23 protein-coding genes and 1 other annotated feature are annotated in these 23248 nt (G+C 37.5%); of the genes, 8 read left to right on the top strand and 15 right to left on the bottom strand.

What is annotated here, in order from left to right; genetic code table 11:
* Positions 1-36 precede the first annotated feature (36 nt).
* The 6 genes from ADM90_RS03540 to ADM90_RS03515 all read right to left on the bottom strand — a co-directional run bounded on the left by ADM90_RS03540 (position 37) and on the right by ADM90_RS03515 (position 5056).
* On the bottom strand, positions 37-432 hold the full coding sequence (locus ADM90_RS03540; protein ID WP_235473294.1) for a hypothetical protein: 396 nt from the start codon (positions 430-432) through the stop codon (positions 37-39).
* A gap of 53 nt (positions 433-485) precedes the next feature.
* Complete coding sequence (gene mgtE, locus ADM90_RS03535) at positions 486-1862, bottom strand: magnesium transporter (RefSeq protein WP_053993685.1); 1377 nt, start codon at positions 1860-1862, stop codon at positions 486-488.
* A gap of 384 nt (positions 1863-2246) precedes the next feature.
* Positions 2247-3155: an RluA family pseudouridine synthase gene (locus ADM90_RS03530; protein ID WP_053994877.1), complete on the bottom strand. Its 909-nt coding sequence runs from the start codon at positions 3153-3155 to the stop codon at positions 2247-2249.
* 1 nt (position 3156) lies between these two features.
* The gene (locus tag ADM90_RS03525; RefSeq protein ID WP_053993684.1) at positions 3157-3951 is read right to left on the bottom strand and encodes an NAD kinase; all 795 of its coding nucleotides are present in this window, start codon (positions 3949-3951) and stop codon (positions 3157-3159) included.
* Positions 3951-4619 (bottom strand): GTP pyrophosphokinase, encoded by a 669-nt coding sequence (locus ADM90_RS03520; protein WP_053993683.1) that lies wholly within the window; start codon positions 4617-4619, stop codon positions 3951-3953. Before ADM90_RS03520 ends, ADM90_RS03525 begins: the two co-directional genes overlap by 1 nt.
* Positions 4620-4672: 53 nt before the next feature.
* A complete protein-coding gene (locus ADM90_RS03515) occupies positions 4673-5056 on the bottom strand; it encodes a UPF0738 family protein (protein WP_053993682.1) in 384 nt (127 codons plus the stop codon).
* Between the two features lie 127 nt (positions 5057-5183).
* Between ADM90_RS03515 and ADM90_RS03510 the strand changes: the two genes are divergently transcribed.
* The 4 genes from ADM90_RS03510 to ADM90_RS03495 all read left to right on the top strand — a co-directional run bounded on the left by ADM90_RS03510 (position 5184) and on the right by ADM90_RS03495 (position 7996).
* Positions 5184-5774 (top strand): CYTH domain-containing protein, encoded by a 591-nt coding sequence (locus ADM90_RS03510; RefSeq protein ID WP_053993681.1) that lies wholly within the window; start codon positions 5184-5186, stop codon positions 5772-5774.
* 22 nt (positions 5775-5796) lie between these two features.
* Positions 5797-6579 carry a lytic transglycosylase domain-containing protein gene (locus ADM90_RS03505; RefSeq protein ID WP_053993680.1) on the top strand — a complete coding sequence of 261 codons (783 nt, stop codon included), beginning with the start codon at positions 5797-5799 and terminating at the stop codon, positions 6577-6579.
* A 207-nt stretch (positions 6580-6786) separates the two neighbouring features.
* Positions 6787-7194 (top strand): globin domain-containing protein, encoded by a 408-nt coding sequence (locus ADM90_RS03500; protein ID WP_053993679.1) that lies wholly within the window; start codon positions 6787-6789, stop codon positions 7192-7194.
* Positions 7187-7996, top strand: a complete 810-nt coding sequence (locus ADM90_RS03495; protein ID WP_053993678.1) for a DsbA family protein — start codon at positions 7187-7189, stop codon at positions 7994-7996. Before ADM90_RS03500 ends, ADM90_RS03495 begins: the two co-directional genes overlap by 8 nt.
* Before the next feature lie 414 nt (positions 7997-8410).
* On the opposite strand, the gene pepF is transcribed toward ADM90_RS03495, so the two are convergent.
* The 4 genes from pepF to spxA all read right to left on the bottom strand — a co-directional run bounded on the left by pepF (position 8411) and on the right by spxA (position 13088).
* On the bottom strand, positions 8411-10228 hold the full coding sequence (gene pepF / locus ADM90_RS03490) for an oligoendopeptidase F (RefSeq protein WP_053993677.1): 1818 nt from the start codon (positions 10226-10228) through the stop codon (positions 8411-8413).
* 52 nt (positions 10229-10280) lie between these two features.
* Positions 10281-11402, bottom strand: a complete 1122-nt coding sequence (locus ADM90_RS03485) for a competence protein CoiA (protein WP_053993676.1) — start codon at positions 11400-11402, stop codon at positions 10281-10283.
* A gap of 184 nt (positions 11403-11586) precedes the next feature.
* Positions 11587-12255, bottom strand: a complete 669-nt coding sequence (gene mecA, locus ADM90_RS03480) for an adaptor protein MecA (protein WP_053993675.1) — start codon at positions 12253-12255, stop codon at positions 11587-11589.
* Between the two features lie 437 nt (positions 12256-12692).
* The gene (gene spxA / locus ADM90_RS03475; RefSeq protein ID WP_200908532.1) at positions 12693-13088 is read right to left on the bottom strand and encodes a transcriptional regulator SpxA; all 396 of its coding nucleotides are present in this window, start codon (positions 13086-13088) and stop codon (positions 12693-12695) included.
* A gap of 473 nt (positions 13089-13561) precedes the next feature.
* Positions 13562-13778, top strand: a binding site (T-box leader).
* 112 nt (positions 13779-13890) lie between these two features.
* On the opposite strand from spxA, the gene trpS reads away from it, so the two are divergent.
* Positions 13891-14880 carry a tryptophan--tRNA ligase gene (gene trpS, locus ADM90_RS03470; RefSeq protein WP_053993673.1) on the top strand — a complete coding sequence of 330 codons (990 nt, stop codon included), beginning with the start codon at positions 13891-13893 and terminating at the stop codon, positions 14878-14880.
* A 335-nt stretch (positions 14881-15215) separates the two neighbouring features.
* Here the strand turns inward: trpS and fabF are convergent, their stop codons facing one another.
* Together fabF and ADM90_RS03455 are read right to left on the bottom strand one after the other, a co-directional pair.
* On the bottom strand, positions 15216-16457 hold the full coding sequence (gene fabF / locus ADM90_RS03460) for a beta-ketoacyl-ACP synthase II (RefSeq protein ID WP_053993671.1): 1242 nt from the start codon (positions 16455-16457) through the stop codon (positions 15216-15218).
* A gap of 30 nt (positions 16458-16487) precedes the next feature.
* On the bottom strand, positions 16488-17426 hold the full coding sequence (locus ADM90_RS03455; RefSeq protein WP_053993670.1) for a beta-ketoacyl-ACP synthase III: 939 nt from the start codon (positions 17424-17426) through the stop codon (positions 16488-16490).
* A gap of 375 nt (positions 17427-17801) precedes the next feature.
* Here ADM90_RS03455 and ADM90_RS03450 point away from each other — a divergent pair, with 375 nt between their 5' ends.
* Positions 17802-17996, top strand: a complete 195-nt coding sequence (locus ADM90_RS03450; protein ID WP_053994876.1) for a YjzD family protein — start codon at positions 17802-17804, stop codon at positions 17994-17996.
* Positions 17997-18042: 46 nt separating this feature from the next.
* On the opposite strand, the gene ADM90_RS03445 is transcribed toward ADM90_RS03450, so the two are convergent.
* On the bottom strand, positions 18043-20169 hold the full coding sequence (locus ADM90_RS03445) for an ATP-dependent Clp protease ATP-binding subunit (protein WP_083448445.1): 2127 nt from the start codon (positions 20167-20169) through the stop codon (positions 18043-18045).
* A gap of 269 nt (positions 20170-20438) precedes the next feature.
* Between ADM90_RS03445 and ADM90_RS03440 the strand changes: the two genes are divergently transcribed.
* Entirely contained in the window at positions 20439-21125 is a 687-nt protein-coding gene (locus ADM90_RS03440) for a Crp/Fnr family transcriptional regulator (protein ID WP_053993669.1), read from the top strand.
* 56 nt (positions 21126-21181) lie between these two features.
* Here the strand turns inward: ADM90_RS03440 and ADM90_RS03435 are convergent, their stop codons facing one another.
* Together ADM90_RS03435 and ADM90_RS03430 are read right to left on the bottom strand one after the other, a co-directional pair.
* Positions 21182-21490 (bottom strand): metal-sulfur cluster assembly factor, encoded by a 309-nt coding sequence (locus ADM90_RS03435; RefSeq protein WP_053993668.1) that lies wholly within the window; start codon positions 21488-21490, stop codon positions 21182-21184.
* Positions 21491-21543: 53 nt separating this feature from the next.
* The gene (locus tag ADM90_RS03430) at positions 21544-22308 is read right to left on the bottom strand and encodes a prolyl oligopeptidase family serine peptidase (RefSeq protein WP_053994875.1); all 765 of its coding nucleotides are present in this window, start codon (positions 22306-22308) and stop codon (positions 21544-21546) included.
* Between the two features lie 122 nt (positions 22309-22430).
* Between ADM90_RS03430 and ADM90_RS03425 the strand changes: the two genes are divergently transcribed.
* Complete coding sequence (locus tag ADM90_RS03425) at positions 22431-23240, top strand: Cof-type HAD-IIB family hydrolase (RefSeq protein ID WP_053993667.1); 810 nt, start codon at positions 22431-22433, stop codon at positions 23238-23240.
* Positions 23241-23248: the final 8 nt, after the last annotated feature.

The following is a 23248-nucleotide window of genomic DNA, read 5'->3' as shown; positions in this document are numbered from 1 at the left end:
AAAAAAGTGTACAGCATCCTCTGCTGTACACTTTTTTTACAATGTTGGCAATTTCTTTCCACGCCAAAGTATTTGTTGTATATCTTCAAAATAAATGATTTCCTGTGTTTTTAATTCTAATGATGTCAACATTAAAGAATCCTTTTGGACATCTGAGGCAGTACCCGTTAATTTTCTCCCATCCTTCAAGCAAACTAACAATGGTTGATAGGCTTTTTGACGAAACGGCTTTTCTAAAAATTGAAGCTGCTTTAGCAAGTACGGATCAATCTGTATATCCTCCACTCTATCTTCGCTCGCTGCTGGTTCATCATCTACATAGTCCCTTACATAGACAGACGTACTTTCATCCAAATCAAGCTCATGCAACATCTTTGAAATATTTAAAAAGTACGATGGTGATTTTATAAACAAGCGTGGCTCTCGACTCACATTACTCACTTCCCTTTTTTCCATACAATATGCGAAAGCAAGTCATTTGGTTCTTAGCCTATTTGACTTAGGAAAACTGTCGCCAACCCTAAGTAAATTAAAATACTTGTAATATCATTTAACGTTGTAATAAAAGGTCCTGATGCCACAGCTGGATCTATTTTCAAGCGGTGCATTAACAGAGGAATAAATGATCCTGCTAATGTTGCGACTAAAATGGAGCCACAAAGCGCTGCCCCTACTAGCATACCTAGAACAAGCTCTTGCTTCCAAAAATAAACAATACCAATCACAATTAATCCACAAACAACACCTGACATTAAACCTGTACCCGCTTCACGAAGAAGAAGCTTAAATTTACTATGCTCTTCAACATCTCCTGTTGCAATTCCTCGTATTGCCACGGCCAATGCCTGTGTGCCACTATTTCCTGAGGTTCCTGAAATTAAAGGAATAAATACTGCCAGCAGAGCAACTTTATCTAAGGTATCCTCAAATTGCCCCATTAAATTAGCTGTCAGCATTCCTAAAAATAGTAGTACCACAAGCCAGGGCAAACGTTTCTTAGCTGCTTGCAATGGCGTGACATCAAACTTATCCATATCCGAAATACCCGCTAATTTAGAATAGTCCTCAGAGGCCTCCTCATCAATAACGTCAATAATATCATCAACTGTAATAATCCCAAGCAATTCACCTTCATGGTCGATAACAGGTGTTGCTAAGAAATTATAGTCTTTCATAATTTGGGCAACTTCTTCTTGATCATCATCTACATGTACCATAACGACACGTTCATTCATAATGGAGCGAATACGTGTATCCTCATCTGCAATAATTAAATCTCGTAACGAAATAACACCTGTCAAGCGGTGATTTTCATCTACCACGAAAATATAATAAATGGTTTCCGCATCTGGTGCTTCTTTTCGCAAAATAGCCATCGCTGAACGAACAGTTGAATTTTCTGGAATAGCGACATATTCAGTGGTCATAATGGAACCAGCTGTATCCTCACTATAGCTTAACAGCTCATTAATCTCATCAGCTGTTTCCTCATCCATCATTTCTAAATAGCTTTCACGTTGCGCTATATCCAGTTCATTTAAGACATCTGCTGCATCATCCGCATACATATGGGACAGCATTTCTGCACCATAGGATGGGTCCATTTCAGCAAGATACGCTTTATACTCATCATCTTCAATATCGATTGCCTCAAAAATATCAGCCATTTCTGTCGGAGACAAGAACGAATAGATGATCTTCCTTATATCAGGCTCCACCTTTTCATAAAACGTTGCCTGATCATATGGATGAAGCTCTAAAAACTCATCACGGAATGCGTCAATATTATGTGCTTCGAGCATTTCTCGTAAATGTGCCTCGTCAAATTGCACATCATCCTTTTCATTTCTTTCCTCTATCATGCTTGTCCCCTCCTTCCGAGCTTTTAATCAATGTTACGGGCAATGCCGTAAATCCACCTTCTATATAATAGAGTGATTGGACCTTTTTTTGCAAATCCTTTTTACGTTATTTTAACGCGTCTTTATATGTTAGTAGAAAATTAAATTTCCTAGCCGAATATCTTTGAAAAATAAGAAAAATCTTTTATTTTACTATACCTTACCTACGTTATTTTTTTGTTAAGAAACTGTTAAGAAAATAACCTCTTTAAACATGATAAGGAGATGCCCGTTTGTGCGAACATCCCCTTTATTATAAAGATAAAGTGAACCTTCAATTAGTGACGGGTTTCTTTATTTCTCACTAATTGGTAGAGGAACACAAACTAAAAATTTCGCAGCCCGTTATAGACAGGATAGCTTTACTAGCCTAAGCATATCGTCAGGTAGCATACTTGTGAATTGTAAAGGCTCATTTGTTAACGGATGCGCTATCTCGAGAGATACACAATGCAGGGCTTGACGGTCAATAAAATGACGACTTCCTCCATAAAGATCATCACCAACAAGGGGATGTCCCAGATAAGCCATATGCACCCGAATTTGATGGGTACGCCCTGTATGCAATTGCAGGCGTATATAGGTCATTGGTTCAGAATTGAGAAAAAAGCGTTTTAACACGGTGACATCTGTCTGTGCGTATTGCCCATCTGCACGTACCTCTCGCTCAATAATACTCGTTTTTTTACGACCTATAGGTGCTATAATGGATTGGCTATCGTGTTCGATATGACCATGCACAATTGCCTCATATTTTCTTGAAATTTCTCTACTGCGCTGCGCAAGTCCTGTTAGATGATGAATATATGCATGCTTAGCGATACACAGTAAACCCGATGTATCATGATCCAGCCTTGTCACAATATGAGCGGTAGATGCTAAACCCTGCTGCTGAAAGTGGCCACACACCAGATTTGCAATACTACCAGTTGGATGCTCCCGTGAGGGAATCGTATTTTGATGAGCAGGCTTCTCTACTATTAGAATCGCTTCATCCTCATAAACAATGGTTAAATCACCATGCTCAACCGCAAGCCCATCACTTTTTTTCTCTGGTGGAAATGTTACCTCCACACAATCACCAAGCTGAAGAATATATCTGACATTGTGCTCCACACCATTGACTGTCAATAAGCCACCATCAAATTTAATAGCTGTTACGGCACGCTTAGAAATACGCCATTCCTGAAGAGCCTCTCTTAACAATTGACCGTCTTTTTTAGCGATAAATTGCAATGTAAATCTTGGGTCCATTTTATTCATTCGCTACAAATGATTCATGCACGCGCTCCCAAAATGGGAATGGACGGAATCGTGCAAATCGTACCTTTTCATTGGCAACATTAAAAGCAATCGCCTTGACATCGCCTTGCGTAATTTGCAAATGGTCAACAGTCATATTAAAATTCTGATCATTTACTGGACGCAATACGCAATGATGGTGGGCTGGTAAAATTAATGGTGAGCCAACTGTTCGGAACACACGATTATTAATCGAGGCGATTTCAGTCACTTGGAGCGCTGCTAATGTTGGATGGATAATGGCTCCTCCAAGCGCTTTATTATAGGCTGTACTACCAGATGGCGTTGACACACAAAGCCCATCTCCTCGAAAACGTTCAAATTGATTGCCATTTAACTCAACATCCATCACCAGCGTAACATCAGGTGATTTGACAGTAGCTTCATTTAAGGCGAGATACGTATTTGAGTCAGCATTATGATGCTCTACCTTCACCTCTAATAATGGATATTCCACAACATTAAAGTCCTTTTTCGCAATGGACAGCACTAGCTTTTCTAATTCAGATGGCTTCCAATCCGCATAAAAGCCTAAATGTCCTGTATGGATACCGACAAATGCTACCTGATCTAATAAATGCAAATAGCGATGAAAGGCATGTAAAAGTGTACCGTCTCCACCAATCGAAACAACAATTTCTGGTGTTTCCTCATCATACGTTAGACCGAAATCCTGCAAATAGGTTTTAGCTAACTCTGCTAGTTCATTGGATTGCGCATCTCTACGTGATTGAATTGAAAATTTCATTATGTGTCACGCTCCTTTTCCGATAGTAAACTAGGATTCGATGCTTCTTTATATTCACTAAAATAAGCTTGCGCCTCTTGAATTTCACTGCGAATCGATGACATTTCTTCATCCAAGCGAAATGCTGCCTCTGCTGCACTTTGTAGACGATTTTTAATTTCCTCTGGAAACATACCCTTATATTTATAATTTAAGGAATGCTCAATCGATGCCCAAAAATTCATTGCGAGTGTTCGTATTTGAATTTCCGCTAACACTACCTTTTTCCCCTGAATGGTTTCAACAGGATATTCAACAATCATATGGTAGGAGCGGTAGCCACTTGGCTTATTATGTGTAATATAATCCCGTTCTTCCACTACACGCATATCATTTCGTTGACGAATTAGCTCTGTAACTGTCGCAATATCATCAACAAATTGGCACATAATACGAAGCCCAGCAATATCACCGAGTTCGTCACCAAGCTGTTTAGAAGGCTCAAATGCTAGTCCCTTTTCTAATGTTTTATCATATATACTTGCTAAAGGCTTAACACGTCCTGTGACAAACTCAACCGGCGAATTGGTATTAATAATTCCAAATTGGGAGCGCATCCCCTTTAGCTTTACTTTTAATTCATCTACTGCCTGTTTATAAGGACTTAAAAAGATTTCCCACTGCCCCATCGCAAAAACCTCCCGACATTCGATAGCGAACACCGTCTGTTCGTTATGTCTTTCTATTCAGCAAGAATTGCTCTAAAATGTTGTTCCACCGCTTGGACAAATTCTGCCCCATAATTGAAATTCCCCTCAATATTATACACGAGCATTTCCAATTCATCGTAGAAATTTGTCAGCTCAATACTTGCTTCCCCAATTCGCAGTATGGGGTTTTCTTTTTTTTGCAAAATATGTACAAGATTTTCCCAACTACTCAGTGGAAAACGCAAGTAATGATAGTCTTCGCCTGCATCCAGTAAATAAACAAATGCAAAGTCATCAGAATCTGCAATGAGCTGTCCAGCAGGTTTTAACTGTAATTTTTCTTCATTGTCGTTTAAACTAAAATGAAGTTGATCTTGTTCAAAATTTGATGTTTCTATTGTATAAATTTTACGCACATGCGGTTCCCCTTTTCGTTGTACTCTCTCTCTTATTTTAGCACACAGGGTAAATAGTTGCAGTGTGTAAATATTAAATCAAGCAAAACAATGAATGAAAAATAAAAAATAAAAGCGGTGACTATATATGGCACAAGAAATTGAAATTGAGTTTAAAAACCTCTTAACAAAACAGCAATACGAGCAATTATTACAAGCTTTCCATATCCACACAGATGTTATCCATCGTCAAACAAATCATTATTTTGATACACCTACTCAGGCTATTCGAAATCTGCAAAGTGGGCTACGAATTAGACAGATCAATCATTATTATGAATGTACACTGAAGGAAAAAAATGCAGAACATATTCACCTCGAAACAACCGATGAATTAACCGCAGAGCAGGCAAAAAAAATGCTGAAGGGCGAGGGCTTTTATGCACAAGAAGTAGCGAAAAGACTGGCGCTTCACAATGTTCCGTTAGAGCAACTATATGTATTCGGCTCCCTGACAACAGACCGCGTTGAAATTCCGTATCGAGAGGGACTTCTTGTTTTTGATCATTCTTACTATTTGCAGTGCGATGATTATGAGGTAGAATATGAAACAAATGATGCAATAAAAGGAAAGACCATTTTCGACAATTTTTTACAACAATACGGTATTCAAAAGCATAACACAAATAAAAAAATTGCTCGCTTTATGAAGGCATTACAAGCACAAAAATCCTTATGAAAAAAGGAAGGTGACGGACTCCTTGGATATCCAATCACTAAAATCTTTACTCGAAATTCAAGCATTACAAACATTAGGAGCTACCTCAAGTTCCTCAACAAACAGTTTAACCAGTAATAATACGATCTTTTCTGACATGATTCATGAAATATTGGGGGATGCATCGACAGCTAATAATGCAAAATTATCTAGTTTACTTGCAACAGGCACAACTAACTATACTGATTTTTCCAATCAACTAGGGCAACTTACTTCTTTATCAGACCAAAACACTTTGGAGTCACTGCTATACAAAGGGTCTAATGCTGTATTCATACCTGAATCCGTTAAGCAGGCACTAGCCAATAGCCATATAAATACAAAGCTTGATTCCTATGTCTCTGGTGATGTAATTGGCTCAACAGCCTATGCAAATACATTAGCAGGAGCCAATCAGTATGCTGCGATTATTGAAAAAGCTGCGGCCACTTATCATGTACCTGCTAAATTAATTGCAGCTGTCATCAAACAAGAATCTAATTTTAATCCAACAGTCGTAAGTCGTGCTGGAGCACAGGGCTTAATGCAATTAATGCCTAAAACCGCGCAATATTTAGGGGTTACCAACGCCTTTGATCCAGAACAAAACATTATGGCTGGTGCTAACTATTTGCGTCAAATGCTTGATAAGTTTAACAATGATCCAACATTGGCATTAGCTGCCTATAATGCAGGCGCTTCCCGTGTTACAAAATATGGGGGCATTCCACCTTTCAAAGAAACACAGAATTATGTCAAAAAAGTAATGAATTACTTCACCGTGTAAGCACATCATCATGTTTTTTCGCAAATTTCACCCTTTGTGGTGAAATTTGTGCGTTTATAGCGAACAACAATTCGTAAGAGCGCTTTATTTGTGTAAACGAAAAGACGTTGATAGAATGAGGATAGACACAAGAATTTCACATTTTTGTGGTGATAAAGTATCGAAATAATACTTTATGCTATAAAGAATAAAAGGAGCATATAATTTATGAATCGAAAATACACTGTTCCTTATGAGGAGCTGGGAGCTGAAAAACTGTCAGAACTTATTCATGCTTTCTATAAAAGAGTTGCTCAGCATCCTGATCTTATCCCAATTTTTCCGAAAGATTTAACAGAGACAATCCGTAAACAAATTCAATTTCAAACACAATATTTAGGTGGACCCAATCTTTTTACTGAAGAACACGGACATCCAATGATGCGTGCACGTCATATGAATTTTCCAATTACACCAGACCGTGCACAAGCGTGGCTAGAATGCATGGCTGAAGCAATGGATGAGGTGGGCTTAGAAGGGAAATTCCGTGAAACTTATTATCAACGCCTAGTATTAACAGCTCATCACATGGTTAATACGCCAAATGACGATGAGGGGGAATTGTTACGTGAATAATATTCAAATGATACAAGAGCCAGTACCAACAATCTCTACTACTAATAAGCCAATTGAATTGTATATTTTCATAGATCCACTATGCCCTGAAGCTTTTAGTATGCAGGCTACTCTTCGTAAGCTACAGCTTGAATACAACCATTACTTTACATGGCGCTTCGTTTTAAGCACAGAACTTACTTCTTTAAACTGCTTAAGTAAACGTGTCAAAGGTTGTATATCTGGCATAGAACTTGATATTAATCATCCTGTTTTACCATCTATTGCGATTAAAGCAGCCGAATTACAGGGGAAACGTGCAGGTACGCGCTATTTGTCAAAATTACAGGAATACGTCTTACTCAATTATCAAGATGTCAACTCTTATGCAACGCTATTAAAAATTGCTGAGGATGTTCAGCTTGATATGAATGAGTTTACGGTGGACTTTGGTTCAAAGGAAGCAGCACGAGCTTTTCAATGTGATTTATATATTAAGCGTGAAATGGAAGTTGATGAAGTACCGAGTATTGTATTTTTCAATGAATGCATTGAAGATGAGGGGCTAAAAGTCAGCGGCAGTTATGCCTATGAAGTTTACGAACATATTTTACAAGAGATGCTGAGTGAGCAGCTTGTACGTCAGCCATTACCAACAATTGAGGACTTATTTTCTAAATTCCATACACTTTCTACAAATGAAATTGCCTTTATTTATTCATTAACAGAGCAAGCAGCAGAACGCGAACTAAAGAAGCGTATGCTGCAACAAAAAATTGAACGAATCCAGACAACTCACGCTACATTATGGCGTCTTAAATAATAGTTTATTAGATAAAATAAGCGCCAGTGCAGTATACTGCACTGGCGCTTATTTTAGTTTTAAGAGGATACTTTTTTCTTGTATAGAAACGAAGAAGCGCCTCTATCCTCGATCGATAGAGACGCTTCTTTTTCACAAAGGGGATGGGAGAAATGTTCACGTTCAAACAAAGGGGTGTATGTTTGTTTTGTGATTTATTTCACAGGACTTACTTTATCACGGAATAATATATATATCAATGAAACCAATAGTAGTTTCACAAATTTGTCAAATAGAAAGCGATTTCAAACAGTATTTTTCCAAGATTGACACTTTTAATCTACTTGGAAATCAAAAAAAATCATTATTCTTTTTTCAAAAATATCTAAACACTACTTAAAAGAGGCTATAGGAATCGTCCTACAGCCTCATCAATTAATTATCTAACAATAATTTTTCTAATTCATTTAAACGTTCTTCAAAGACTTTACATGCATCATCAATTGGCTTCGCAACATTCATATCAACACCTGCAGCCTTTAATACTTCAATTGGGAAATCCGAGCAGCCTGCCTTTAAGAAGTTATTAATATAACGTTCTACAGCTGGCGCACCCTCCTCTAAAATTTGCTTACTTAATGCCGTTGCCGCTGATTTACCTGTCGCATATTGATAAACATAGTAATTGTAATAGAAATGCGGGATACGTGCCCATTCTAAGCCGATTTCCTCATCCACTACAATATCATCACCGAAGTATTTTTTATTTAACTCATAATAAACCTCTGTTAAACGCTCTGCTGTTAAAGCCTCGCCATTGCTATCCATTTGATGAATCAGATGTTCAAATTCCGCAAACATTGTTTGTCTAAACACCGTGCTTCTAAAACCATCTAGCCAATGATTTAATAAATAAATTTTTTGCTGTGGGTCGTCAATTGTTTTCAGCAAATAATCATTTAGTAGCTCTTCATTACATGTAGAGGCTACCTCGGCTACAAAGATAGAATAGTTGCCATAAACAAACGGCTGATTGTTTCGTGAATAATAGCTATGAACACTATGTCCAAATTCATGTGCCAATGTAAATAAATTATTCACATTGTCTTGCCAGTTCATTAAAATATAGGGGTTTGTGCCATATGTGCCTGATGAATAAGCTCCACTGCGCTTCCCTTTATTCTCTAGCACATCGACCCAACGCTGATCAAATCCACTTTGAACAATGGATTGATATTCCTTACCTAATGGCGCTAAAGCCTTTACTAAGATTTCTTGCGCTTCATCATACGTAACCTTCATATCGACTTCTTTCACAAGCGGTGCAAATAAATCCCACATATGCAACTCGTCCACACCTAATAGCTTTTTACGCAATGCAATATAGCGTTGCATTGCTGGTAAATGCTTATGAATGGTTTCAACCAATTGGTCATAAACATTTTCCGGAATAAAGTTATTCGACATGGCTGCATGGCGTGCAGAATCATAATGACGAATACGTGCACTCACATTATGCTTCTTCACATTGCCTGTAAGCGTTGCTGAGAAAGTATTTTTAAATTTACCATATGTTTTATACATGGCTTTAAATGCACCTTCACGTACAGCACGATCCTTGCTCTCTAAAAATTTAATATAGTTACCATGCGTTAGCTGTACCTCTTCGCCCTCTTCGTTCTTTACATAAGGGAATTCCATATCGGCATTATTTAACATGCCAAATGTATTGGAAGCTGTGCCAGTGACCTCTGCCATTTGTGCTAATAATGCTTCTTGTTCTGCTGGCAAAACATGTGGGCGTGCCATTGTAATTTCTTGTAACGATTGCTTATATAATTGCAGGTCTTGATTTTCTGCTAAATAGCTTTCAATGGTTTCTTCACTTAAAGCTAGGATTTCAGGTGTTAAGAATGATAGGCTAGCTGAAATATTTGTTGCCAATGTTTGAATACGACTGTTCATATCCTGATATAGGCTATTTGTTGTGTCTTGATCGTAACGCATATGGGCATATGTGTAGAGCTTCATGGCACGCTCATAAATATGATCGTGATACTGTAAAGTAGCCAATAATGCCGCTGCTCCATTAGTAAGCGTACCTGCATAACTAGAGGCTTTTTTGGCAAGCTCTGCAACTTCTTTAAATTCCTCTTCCCAAAGTGCATCTGTGGCAAAAATATCCTCTAAACGCCAAGTTAGCGCCTCTGGTACTTCACTTCTCAGTAAGACCTGATTATTGTTACTAGCCATATATGCTAGCCCCCCTTTATATGTGCTTTTTTCCTTTTACTCTCATATTTTCTCAGTATATTGTGGCAATTGCAACTAATTGTACATAGACTTGCTCACAAATATCTGACAAGTCTTGTTTATCATCAATAGCCTTCCATAAAAGACTATAGGATTGAACAGCCTTTATGGCTTGCTCTGTTACTTCAAGCTTATGTTTATTTAAAAAATGTTCAATATGATCTCTTGTTAATACATGAGGTTGTAAGCATAATTGCTTACTAAAATGGAGCAGCATTATTTGCCATTCACTAGCACATAAAGGAATAGCAGCCCCTTCTTTGACGGGTATGCCAATAAATAAAGGGATAGCACTGGGTGAAAGCTGTAATTCATAACAATATCGTAAAAATGGATCTTGCACACCTTTTTTACTATACAGTAATCGCCCATACGCAAATTGTCTACAAGCGTCTTTATAAAGCTGCCAATACTGCTGAAACTCTTGCTGGGTAATACATGTAGGTTGGTAAAACGGAAAACATTGCTTAGCTAGAGGAATTTCTTGTACTTTGCCTATAAAAGTATGCCCATGAACATGGAGAAGATTCGTCCAATAGATAAATTTTGCTGTTAACGCATTATAGGTGATTAAATAAGGGAATTCTGTTTTAGTTGATATCAATGCTTTTTGGAGTAATGGAGAAATTTTAAGTTTGCTAATGCCGTTTATTGTTTGTTTTTGTGAGGGTGTTTGAAAAAGCCAAACTGGCTGTATATGATGTTTTTCATAGCCCGTTGTTCGCTGCTGCCATTTTTCGTGAGAGATGGCACTGCATTGAAATTCAAATGCGAAGCGATTATCTGCTATTGTAACAAGTAAATCTGGACGTTGAGAAAGAGTGTTTAAAAATGGCTCTAGCTCCACTTTATGCCCAAGCTTTTGCAGCCATTCAAATAATTGAATCTTCCCTTGTAAATGCAATTTAGATTCTCCTTCTGCAAAGAATTGGTCACATTGATTTTTGGCAAGATGAGCAAAATGAGGGATATTATAATGACCCATTTTAAGCTGAACTGGCTCTAAGCATTGCGGACAAAGAAATTTTATTTGCCGCCTATATCGCTGTAAAGTCTCCCTCGTATATTGATAGGGAAGAAAAAGCTGCTGTTGATCGGTATAGGCAATCAGCATAGCATCAGCTCCTTTTTAGCCAACTATAATCGAGTATAGAAGAAATAAACAAATAAAAAGAGGTTTTTTCTTAAAATTTAATAAATGCGGCTATTTATCAATAAAAAAAGACGGTAGTGAATCTCAAGAAGTTACTTGAGTTCACTACAGCCTCAATGCTTGAAAGAATCAGAAGCTTCTATGCTTAAGCAAAATATTTTCGAACAGTTTCAAAGCAATTAAATTCCATGATTTTTTCACCATATTCCTCTAAACGATGGATGGTAAAATTGGATGGTGTTAAAAATTCCTTGATCACTGCATTTCGATCATGACGATTTAATTCCTCATCTGCATTGCCGAAATCAACAACTAAATAGTACCAATTTTCATATTTGAATAATGAGGAATCCACTAATTCGTCTGTCATTCGTTTGGCAACAGGGATTAACTCATCAATATCTTTAAATTTATAAACATAAATATCTGTATCCATAAACAACTCTGACTCATCCATATCACCAAATTGAGTTAGCTGGCTAAGAAGATCCTCTCCAACCTCATCAAATGGTGCAAACATATCTTTGTGTTCATCAAAATTCGAATGACCATCTAATGTTTCACCGTCTTTTAAAATATGTGCACGTGTGACAATGATTTCCAAGCCCACTTCAGATGCATTGATATGAATCCAAATCGGACCTTCTACATCAAAATAATCCTCCGTGTTTACTTCATCAATCATATCCCAAAAAAGTTGCTCACCCTTCGCTCGATTGTACCAAATCTCTTCACGACTATAGCCGCGATCCTCTATATCATTGTACGTAATAAAGAGCTTGAGTGTATTTTCATTTACACGTTCGATGTCCACTAGACCTCATCTCCCTTCACTGTCATATGTCGAAAAACAGCTTTGTTTCATTAGTATGCTTTTATTCATTAATTTTAACCTTCATACCACAATTGTTTTTCAACCTTTGACCACACTACAATAAAATCACTTGAGGAGCTGTAAATATAAAATTTTTTATTTACAGTTATCCCTATCTCTATTGTATGCTGTTTTGTCATAAAATGAAAAGGATATACACCGTTTCACAGAAGTTATTTGAATTATTGAAATTGTAGTAAACTATCTATCTTAAATCAAGTTTAACATACTTTTACGGAAATATATGACTCTTTCCTATTAATTATTATACTTTATAGAGAAGGATTTACCTAAAGTAAACCACAAAAAAATAGATGTCACAATATGTATTTTACATTTGTAACATCTACTACTTATATTATTCAGAAATGATACGATTAATTCACTACACGCTGAGCTTCTTGTAGCTGATAAGCACGAACTTTACGAGGTAAAAAGCGGCGAATTTCATCTTCGTTATAGCCTACTTGTAGACGTTTTTCATCTAAAATAATTGGTCGACGTAATAATCCAGGGTATTCCTGAATTAATTCATATAAACGTTGTAGCGGTAAGCTTTCAACATCGACATTTAATTTTTGGAATATTTTTGAGCGAGTAGAAATAATTTCGTCTGTTCCATCTTCAGTCATGCGCAAAATTTTTTTTATTTCACTAATGCTTAATGGTTCAGAAAATATATTTCGCTCTGTATATGGAATTTCATGTTCCTCTAACCATGCTTTTGCTTTACGACAAGAAGTACAGCTTGGTGATGTAAATAACGTTACGATCATTCTGACACATCCCTTCCTTTTGTAATCATTATCTATAAACTAGTGTGTTAAATTAGAATTAATGTAATGTACGATACACATTAACATTATACAGCACTCTGTTGTATTTGAATATAGTTCCAATAAAAAAAAGACGGATTGCCTAACTAAATATTCTGTCTTTTTATATATTTCCACCTATCTATCTTTTCTTACGGCTCAGATGACTACTACTAATATTCCCACTTTCCACACTTTTTAAACATCTGTCTCTACTCTTATTTGTTCTCATTTACAGAAATTAAACGAGAATATTGTCAATTTGACGTGTACACCAAAACGTAAACTTACTAAAAATAATTTTATTTTTAACAAAATTATGCAACAAGAAAAGCATATAATTTTTTTTCGAAAAAAAACACCGCCAAAAGTCTGACTTTACATAATTTAATCTTTATAATATAATTCTTTGCAATTATACATTACATTAAGGAAAAACGCTGACGAAGAGTAGTACATATGCTAAAACGTGTAGAGAGTCTGTGGTTGCTGCAAACAGATCGTGGAGGTATATGGAATGGACTTCTGAGTTAGCTTTGTGAACGTGTTCAACTATTAGCAAAGCTCGTCCCTTCACGTTACGAAGCAGAGTGGCCGATTTCGGCAAGCTGGGTGGTACCGCGGATTCAAACATCATTCGTCCCTTCATTAGAAAAAATCTAATAAGGGCGCATGATGTTTTTTTATTTTGATTCTGTCTAAACCACGGCAAAGCGCAGCCAAGGCGTAATCCATTTTTTTAGCCAAGGAGGAAATTTTAATGACAACTATTTTTTCAGGTGTACAGCCAACAGGAATCGTCACGTTGGGGAACTATTTAGGAGCCTTTAAGCAATTCCCTGCATTACAGGACGAAGGAAATGCTATTTATTGTATCGTTGATCAACATGCTATTACAGTCGCACAAGACCCAAAGGAATTGCGTGACAATATTCGTAAGTTAGCTGCTACTTATATTGCTACGGGAATTGATCCTAAAAAATCGACCTTATTTATTCAATCAGAGGTACCAGCACATGCTCAAGCAAGTTGGATGCTACAATGTGTTGCGTCCATCGGGGAACTTGAACGTATGACACAATTTAAAGATAAATCACATGGCAAGGAAAGCGTATCTGCTGCCCTTTTAACATATCCGCCATTAATGGCTGCGGATATTTTACTGTACAACACAAATATTGTTCCTGTTGGTGATGATCAGAAGCAGCATATTGAATTAACACGTGATCTTGCAGAGCGCTTTAACAAACGCTATGGAGATGTTTTTACGATTCCAGAAATTCAATTACCAAAAGCAGGCGCTCGTATTAAATCTTTACAAGAGCCAACGAAAAAAATGAGCAAATCTGATCCAAATACAAAAGCAACCATCAAGCTATTAGATACAGCAAAGGACATCGAGAAAAAAATTAAATCAGCGGTTACAGATTCTGATGGTATTGTGGCATTTGATATTGAAAATAAACCAGGTGTGTCAAATTTATTAACAATTGAATCTGCCATTTCAGGGGTAACGATTGAAGACCTTGTGAAAAAATATGATGGTATTGGCTATGGTGGCTTCAAACAGGGTGTTGCAACAGCGGTTATTGAACATCTGGCACCTATTCAAGACAGATTCTATAATTTAGTGGAATCTGCTGAGTTAGATATTATCTTAGACGAGGGTGCTGAAAAAGCAAATGCCATTGCTAGTGCCACATTAAAACGTATGGAGGAAGGTATGGGTCTTGGCCGCACGCGTCGCTAAATTATAGCTTGTCTGCCGATCGATCAAAACCAATATCAAGGACAACAGCGCATAATATGATACAGGCTCCGATAGCCATATAAAATTCTGTTGTTTGAAAAATAAATTTAAATACAACTTTCCAGGAATAGCCAAGAGTACGATAATTTAAGTACAGTATCAAATTTCCTAGTGAGAGAATCATTAAGCCATAGCTTACTAAAAATATAAAAAGACGAAACACAGTAGCGGCATCCTTTCTATTTCTTCTTACTTATCATGTATTCACAAAACTATAAAAAAAGACGTCAGCCATTAAAAATTTGGCTGACGTTTTTTAAATTTAGAAGCGCTACTTATGCTTCATATTTTTTAAATAAAAGGCTAGCATTATGACCACCAAAGCCAAGTGAATTACTCATTGCGTATTGAATCTCTGCTGTACGTGCTTCATTTGGTACATAATCTAAATCACACTCAGGGTCTGGCTCTGTTAGATTGATTGTTGGTGGTAATATACCTTCTTTTAAGGCAAGCGCTGTAAAAATAGCTTCTATACCGCCGGCTGCTCCTAGTAAATGACCTGTCATCGACTTTGTCGAGCTCATTGCAAGCTTATAGGCATGTTCACCAAACACTGTTTTAACCGCTTGTGTTTCAAATAAATCATTGTAAGGCGTACTTGTACCATGTGCATTGATATAGTCAACTTGTGCTGGCTCTACACCGCCATCTGTCAATGCTTGTGCCATGGCACGTGCTGCCCCCTCACCCTCAGGAGCTGGAGCCGTAATATGATGCGCATCACCCGTTGCTCCATAGCCTAACACTTCAGCATAGATTTTAGCACCGCGAGCTTTAGCATGTTCATATTCTTCTAAAACAACAATGCCTGCACCTTCCGCGATAATAAAGCCATCGCGGTTTTTATCAAATGGACGACAGGCAGTTTGTGGGTCTTGATTTAAGGATAAAGCTGTATTGGCACAGAAGCCCGCCACAGCCATTGTCACGATTGGCGATTCAGCTCCACCTGAAATCATCACATCTGCATCGCCACGTTCAATTACCTTAAAAGCATCACCAATTGAGTTTGTACCTGAAGCACATGCCGTTACCGAGCAAGAGTTAATGCCCTTTGCACCAAAATGAATCGACACCTGACCCGAAGCCATATCAGGAATCATCATTGGAATAAAGAATGGGCTAACACGTCTTGCACCGCGCTCTTGGAATGTTAAAAACTGTTGTTCATATGTTTCCATACCTCCGATACCAGAACCAATCCAAACTCCTGCGCGTGGTGCAAGCTCCTCATCAATTGTTAGCTGTGCATCTTCCATTGCCATAATAGAAGCGGCTAATGCGTATTGCGTGAAACGATCCATTTTACGTGCTTCTTTGCGATCCACATATTGTTCAATATTAAAATCTTTTACTTCTGCCGCAATTTTCGCTGCAAAAAGATCTTTATTTAAACGTGTTAGCTCACCAACGCCAGATTTACCCGCTTTAATATTAGCCCATGTTTCTTCAATGCTATTTCCTAGCGGTGTCACTGCGCCAATTCCTGTAATTACTACTCGTCGTTTACTCATTTTCTTGCTCCCCTCTAGCATTTTTCATTGTTATTTGCCCCATCTCATAGTAACGGCACCCCATGTTAAACCGCCGCCAAAACCAACTAGGACTAATAAATCATCCTCTTTAATTTTACCTGCTTCAAGCTCATCTACCAAAGAAATACCAATAGAAGCCGCAGAAGTATTGCCATATTTGTGAATCGTTTTTGACATTTTTTCTGGTGGTAGCTCTAAGCGCTCACGAGCAGACTCCATAATTCTTATATTTGCTTGGTGTGGCACTAAAAAATCAACATCTTCTTTTGTTAAACCAGCTTTTTCTAATACATTAACAGCCGATTCACCCATTTGACGTACTGCAAACTTAAATACTTCACGACCATTCATCGCAATTGTGTCTTGTTTTGTTAAATAAAGATTTTTACCACCTGTTCCATCTGCACCAAGCTCAAAAGATAAAATACCTCTACCTTCAGATACTGGACCAACGATGGCTGCACTTGCTCCGTCTCCAAATAGGACAGCTGTATTACGATCCTGCCAATCAATGACTTTAGATAGCTTTTCTACACCTACTACTAAGACATATTTATAAGTATTTGCCTCTACAAAATGCTTGGCTGTCACTAAACTATATATAAATCCTGCACATGCTGCTGCTTGATCCATCGCCGCTGCATTTACTGCTCCGATTTGCTCCTGCACCATACATGCTACACTTGGAAAAGTTTGATCCTGCGTTACAGTTGCTACAAGTATTAAGCCAATTTCCTCTGGTGTAATGCCTGCTTTTGCAATAGCTTCTTTGGCAGCAGCTACTGCTAAATCTGAAGTTTCCTGATCATCTGCCGCAAAATGACGCTCTTCAATGCCTGTTCGCGTACGAATCCATTCATCCGAAGTATCCATTATTTTTTCTAAATCAACATTTGTCACGACCTTCTCAGGAACGTATTTACCAATTCCTATAATACCAGCGTTCATATAGCAACCCCTCAGCTTTCTTACTATCAATTATTAGTAACTGGTCATAATTATAACGCATAGTAAAGGAAGGGTGCAAGATGATTTACGATTATTGTATTTTAGTGATAACATTTTGATCACTTTAAGGGACATCTTGCTGTTATTGAGCGGAGTGACTCTACTTTTGGGCGAATCTTCACTTTTTTGAGCCGAATTCCCTTGCTTTTGAGCGACTACTCACTCTTTTTGAGCGAAGCTTCCTTACTTTTGAGCACCGTTCTAGAATTGTGACAAATTCATAAAAGATTCATTTTTTTTCGATTTATGTTATGATATGATAATGAATATGAGTAAAACTTTGTGATTGAAAAAAGTTCGGTTGAGGTGAAATTAATGCAATACATTGTGACGTTTATATGGTCATTCCTACTAGTGTCAATGTTAAACTATGTAGTCAGCTCTGTGCTTGGTGCACCATTTGATTTTAAAGTTGGAGCAATCATTTCTGTTGTATTCTCCATCCTAATTTTTGTTATTGGTGCCATTATTCCAAACGATCCTACACCAGAGGCTGCAGATCATCATTAATGCAATTAGAAAACCTGTTCCGCATCATGCGAAACAGGTTTTTCTTTTATTGTTCCACCACACATTGCCCATCACGCATTGTGACATGCAATGTTTCTCCTGGTAATATCTCACCACGTAAAAGTTCCTTCGCCACAGCTGTTTCAATATGTCGTTGTACAAAGCGTTTTAACGGTCTTGCCCCAAATTGGGGATCTGCTCCTTGTTCTACAACCCAATCAATTACTTCTTGATCAATAGCCAATGTAATGTCCTGTTCCGCCACACGTTTTATAAGCTGCTCCACATATTTCCAAGTAATGGCTGTAAAATGCTGATCAGATAGCGCATGGAAAAGGATAATATCATCCATACGATTTAATAGCTCTGGTTTAAAATGTTGGCGAAGCGCAGCCATTACTAAATCTTCAACTGTTGTATCATCTTCCTTTGCCTCCATTAAATAATTAGAGCCAATATTGGATGTTAAAATAACAACGGTATTTGTAAAGTTCACCATACGTCCTTGGCTATCCGTAATGCGACCATCATCTAAAATTTGCAATAAAATATTGGCTACATCTGGATGTGCCTTTTCGATTTCATCTAATAGGACAACAGCATAAGGATTGCGACGGACAGCCTCTGTTAATTGTCCCCCCTCTTCATAGCCGATATAGCCAGGAGGTGCACCGACAAGACGAGACACACTATGCTTTTCCATATATTCACTCATATCAATACGAATAAAATGATCCTCTGAATCAAATAATTGTGCAGCAAGTGCTTTGGCTAGCTCTGTTTTACCAACTCCTGTTGGGCCTAGGAATAAAAAGCTACCAATCGGACGTTGTGGATCTTTAATGCCTGCACGTGCACGCCATACTGCTTCTGTCACTAATTGAACGGCTGTATCTTGCCCAACCACGCGTTCATGCAGCGTATCTTTTAAGCGTAATAACTTTTCACGCTCACCCTCCACTAATTTTGTAACAGGAATGCCTGTCCAACGTGAAACGATTGCAGCGATTTCCTCAGACGTTACCTCTTCACGTAAAATACGTGATTCTGCGCCATGCTCTAATTGCTGCTCTAATGTTTGAATTTCTTTTTCTAATGTTGGAATTTTACCATGCCGTAATTCAGCAGCTTTATTTAAGTCATATTTTCCTTCCGCTTCATCTAAATCACGGCGGTATTTATCCAATGTTTCACGTTTTTTCTGAATATCATGTAGCATTTCTTTTTCTGCTTCCCACTGTTGTCGCATGCCTTCAGAGGACTCTTTTAACTTTACTAATTCCTCGCGGAGCTGCTCGAGGCGCTTTTTACTTACTTCATCTTTTTCCTTACGTAAGGCTTGTTCCTCAATTTCTAGCTGCATAATACGACGCGTTACTGCATCTAATTCCTGTGGCATGGAATCAATTTCTGTACGAATCATGGCACAGGCTTCATCGATTAAATCAATTGCTTTATCTGGTAAAAAACGCTCTGTAATATAACGATTTGATAGTTCTGCCGCAGCTACAATCGCTCGATCATGAATACGTACAGCATGATGCAATTCAAAGCGCTCCTTTAAGCCACGTAAAATAGAAACTGTATCCTCTATAGATGGTTCACGGACAAGCACCTGTTGAAAGCGTCGTTCTAAAGCAGGGTCTTTTTCAATATACATACGATATTCATCCAATGTTGTAGCACCAATACAATGTAGCTCACCGCGGGCTAGCATTGGCTTCAACATATTCCCTGCATCCATAGCACCATCCGTTTTTCCTGCACCCACAATTGTATGAATTTCATCAATAAATAAAATAATTCGCCCTTCAGATTCCTTTACTTCTTTTAATACACCCTTTAAACGTTCCTCAAATTGGCCACGATAGCTTGCACCTGCAATTAATGCACTCATATCAAGCTCATATAGTACACACTCCTTCAAGCCCTCTGGTACATCGCCTTTTACAATGCGCTGCGCCAATCCTTCTACAATGGCTGTTTTCCCAACACCCGGTTCACCGATTAATACAGGATTATTTTTAGTTTTGCGTGTTAGAATACGAATAACATTACGAATCTCCTCATCACGCCCAATAACAGGATCCATTTTACCTTTTTTAATTTCTTCAATTAAGTTACGTCCAAATTGCTCTAATGGTTTTTGGTTATCTGTTTGTTGAAATTGCATAACTAGCACTCCTTCTTCATCATGTTTTATATACTTTCTATACCCATTGCTATTTTTTTAAAAAAGTTTGACCTTTTTTGACTAACTTTATTTTACATCAGAGAATCATCAATAGCAAAGAAATCGCTCAAATTTTTTCACTTAAAATGGTAATTTACGTTATAATAAAAGTATGTTTCTATGTTTTAAACTGTCGAAAATCCACTATCCTTTTGTAATAATAGCCCTTTATTACAAAAAGAAAGCGATGTGTTGGAGATATGGTGATAATGGATAATATGTTTGAAAAGATTCAAGATCTTTTTCAAAGGCATGGTGTTTTTATTAAAGTCAATAAAGGAAGTAAAATTTTTTTAGAGGGGGAGCGAGCGAAAGAAATTTACTATATCAAAACAGGTACTATTTCGATTAGCCAAGAAACCGAGAGTGGTAAGGAATTAACCGTTCGTATTTGTGGTCCTGACAGTATTATTGGCGAAGGTTCATTATTTTGTAACCTCGTTTATAATTCTATGACTGCAAAGGTTTTAGAACCTTCTACACTGTATGTATTGAGCCGCCAATCATTAGAGCACCTACTAGAGGAACAGCCCACAGTAATGATCGAGTATATGAAATGGCTACAAACAGAAAATTTAAAGCATCAAAGTCGATTACGTGATTTACTATTAAACGGTAAAAAGGGTGCTTTGCTTTCAACGCTTATCCGTCTTTCCAATACGTATGGTAAACCTTTAGAAAATGGTTCGATTTTTATTGATTTTCAACTAACGAATACGGAGCTTGCCAATTTATGTGCAACAAGTCGCGAAATGATTAATCGTATGTTGAATGATTTAAAAAACCACAAAATTTTAACTTTTGATAAAGGCTTTATTACGATTCATGATTTACAGTTTTTAAAAAAGGAAATTGCCTGTGAAAATTGTCCATTACAAATATGCCGTATTGATTAATTTGTTACATGCAAAATCCCTGCTTATCAGCCCTAAGCAGGGATTTTTTTTACGTATTAGCGTACACCTAATGCCATTTTTGCATAGCGAGACATTTTATCTTTTGACCAAGGTGGACTCCATACGATATTAACATCTGTACTTTTCACTTCTGGCAGCTCACTTAGTGCTGTCTTGACCTGATCTACAATTACTGGTCCAAGTGGGCAGCCCATTGATGTTAATGTCATTGTAACGGTTGCTGCACCCTCATCATCTAAATCTACATCATATACTAAACCTAAGTTGACGATATCAATTCCAAGCTCAGGGTCAATTACATTTTCTAATGCACCGAACATGCTTTCTTTCATATCCTGATCCATATCTATTTCTCCTTCCATCACAGTGTTAACTTTATCATAGCAGATGCACCCTCTTATGCCAAATGCTGTGCAAGCCATTCTGTTGCTGCGAGCATTCCATCCCGTGACACCGCATGCCCTGCTTTTTTGTTCACTAAGAACTGTAAATCTTCAGGATTTGCTTTATAGTATTCCCGTAATGTCTCATAAAATTTATACGTTTCATCAAAAGGTACAGTTTTATCTAACTTACCATGCCAAAATAATACAGGACGTCCAGCAAATTTTTCTGGTGTTAGACTCACATCATATTTCGCCAACAGCTCATTTGTTTTTTTGATTTCTTCCCCCGACATTGGCCAATCCACACCATTTTTTGCAAATTGTCGCAATTGATATTCACCTAATTTAATAAAGCCCGGTGCACCCATGCATATTGTTGCTGTTTGAATCCAATCATAAAGCTTAAGGCAGCCTGAAGTGACAATTCCACCCATTGAAGTACCAGCAATGCCAATTTGCTGGCTTGCTAATAAATTTTTATATTTCAAGTCATTATATAGTTGTTGTACTTCTTGAATAGAATTTAAAACAATCTCCCAAAACTTTAAATTCATTTGTTCTTCTGTTAGGCCTTGACTACGGTCCCCATGAAATTTTGCGTCTGGTAATAGGACACGCACCCCTTTATGCACCAACTGGTACGCATAGTGTAGATTATGTTCTTTTGCACTCATAAAGCCATGTAAAAAAATAACTACAGGGGTTTCTTCATTCATATGCTCTGTATGTATATGTAATAAAGGTATATTGCCCCAAACTTCTTTTTCTACAAACATTTTTGTCACTCCCAACTTTTGTCTCCTCTTTTATGTTAACAAACTTTTTTCTACGTGACAAAATTTTGACGAATGCATGACAAAACGATACTATTCAAACTATAGGAAAGGGGTAACAAGCTATGAAACCGCATTTAATCGTATTAGACTTAGACGGTACATTATTAACAGACCAGCAACAAATTTCAGCACAAACGAAAAAGACATTATTGCAGGCGAAGGAACAAGGGCATCCAGTGATGATTGCAACAGGTCGTCCTTACCGTGCAAGTGATATTTATTATCACGAGCTTGGACTAACAACACCCATTGTCAATTTTAATGGTGCCTATGTGCATCATCCAAAAAATATCTCTTGGCAGCATGTGCATACACCTATTGACTTAAGTGTTGTACATGATGTCGTTGATTCCATTAATAGTTATGAATATGAAAATATTATCGCTGAGGTGAAGGATGATATTTATGTCCACACAGAGAATGATCGCATCTTAAATATTTTTAATATGGGGAATCCTAGAATTACACTTGGCGATTTATATATACATCTTCAGGAAAATCCAACAAGCTTGCTCATTCAAGCAAATGAAGCCAATTCAGCTATTATTCGTGATCATTTACAGGCTGTCCATGCAGAGGTTATTGAGCACCGTCGCTGGGGGGCGCCGCTGCATATTATTGAAATCGTACGCCGAGGCTTAAATAAAGCAGTAGGTATTGCCCATGTGGCAAAGGATTTAGGGATACCACGTGAGCGCATCATCGCGTTTGGTGATGAAGATAATGATTTAGAAATGATTGAATATGCTGGACTTGGTGTAGCAATGGGGAATGGTATTTCAAGTCTAAAAAATATAGCGAATGAAATTACTTCAACGAATAATGAGGATGGCATTGCAAAAATACTTATGGAGCGCTTGAAATTATCCTAGTGAAGTAG

It is taken from the genome of Lysinibacillus macroides (genome assembly GCF_001281525.1).
Taxonomy (GTDB): domain Bacteria; phylum Bacillota; class Bacilli; order Bacillales_A; family Planococcaceae; genus Lysinibacillus; species Lysinibacillus macroides.
The sequence above is the reverse complement of the archived record's forward strand: the minus strand, read 5'-3'. Positions and strand labels throughout refer to the sequence as shown.